This is a genomic window from Streptomyces mexicanus (genome assembly GCF_902506575.1).
GTDB lineage: Bacteria > Actinomycetota > Actinomycetes > Streptomycetales > Streptomycetaceae > Streptomyces > Streptomyces mexicanus.
The window spans coordinates 1-1,318 of the sequence record NZ_LR732644.1 but is presented as its reverse complement, the minus strand read 5'-3'; the positions used below and the strand labels follow the sequence as shown (position 1 = coordinate 1,318).

Genomic DNA, 1,318 nt, shown 5'->3' with positions numbered 1-1,318 from the left:
GGGCGGGCTCAGCCGCCCGGTGCGGTCGCGCTGCCGCGGCGATGGGTCCGCCACAGCTGGTAGAGGTGCTTGGCGCCCGGCCGCACGAAGCGGGCCAGCATCGTGACGAACGGCAGCGGGTCGTCACCCGCGAGCCACGCCAGCTCCGTCCCGCTCGCCCGGGTCGGCGCGTGCGGTGTCGTGTAGCCGCTGCGGCGGTAGGCGAGGAGGGCGGGCAGGTCGATGTTCTCCACGACATAGCGGTGGCCGGAGCGCTGCTCCCCCTCCGGGACGGGGCGCCCCGTCAGGTCCAGGTGCATGGCGCGCACCACGTCCACCCCCGACTCGCTCTCGAAGAGCCGGAACTGGGCGCCCATGCGCGGGTTGAAGTCCAGGAGCTTGTACTGTCCGTCGCGCCGGTCGTAGCGCAGGTCGAGGTCGATGATGCCGGTGAAGCCGATCTGCTTGATGAAACGCGCGGCGAGGTCGGCGAGTTCCGGGTTGTCCACGACGTACGCGTGCGCCGTCATGCCCGCGTGCGGCGGCCAGGAGCGGACCTTGACGCCGGTGAACAGCGCCCGCGGGGTGGCGTCCTGGTCGAAGTAGGCGTGCACGATCCAGTCCTCGGCCTGCTCCCGCGGCAGGTACTCCTGGAGGACGACGCCGGGGCGCTCGCCCCAGTCGCGGGCGAGCGCGAGCAGGCCCTCGCGGGTGGTGATCCGCGTGGTGCCGCCCACGGCCGGGCGGCTGCGGCGCACGAACGCCTCGCGGTTCTTGGCCACCACCGGGAAGCGGGCCCGGTCGGCGAAGGCGACGATGTCGTCGTAGGACTGCGGGAAGGCCGCCGCGGGCGTGGGGACGCCGTGTTCCACGCACAGTTCGTGCAGGCCCTGCTTGCTGGCCAGGCGGCGCGGCAGACCGGGGGCCACGCGCGGGAAGAGGAACGGCCCCTTGAGTTCGTCCTGGTGTTCGGCGATCAGGACGGCGGCTTCCTCGTCGGTGGGCACCAGGACGGTGGGCCGGCCGATCCGGCGGCCGATCCGCAGCAGGCCCTCCACCAGATGGTCCGCGTCCTCGGTGCCCCGCGTCGGCCAGACGAACGCCCGCTCGAGGTAACGGGAGGAGGCCGCCGGCGTGTAGGCGTCCTCGGTGATCGCGTACATGGGGACACCGAGCCGGCCCAGGCTGCGGATCGCCCCCACCCCGCCGTGGTGCAGCGGATAGTCACCGAACTTCACGATCAGGCCCGGCACGTCGCGGTCGGCCTCGAAAGGCACGCTGACGGCTCTCCTGGCCACGGGTCCCCCCACGTGTCCCCCTTCACGGAGCGGACCCACCC

The 1,318-nt window shown here is 73.0% G+C and carries 1 protein-coding gene; it reads right to left on the bottom strand.

Annotated features, from left to right (window positions below; translation table 11 throughout):
* Positions 1-8: 8 nt before the first annotated feature.
* Positions 9-1,256: a carboxylate--amine ligase gene (locus GV126_RS34135; RefSeq protein WP_159675110.1), complete on the bottom strand. Its 1,248-nt coding sequence runs from the start codon at positions 1,254-1,256 to the stop codon at positions 9-11.
* Between the last annotated feature and the right edge of the window lie 62 nt (positions 1,257-1,318).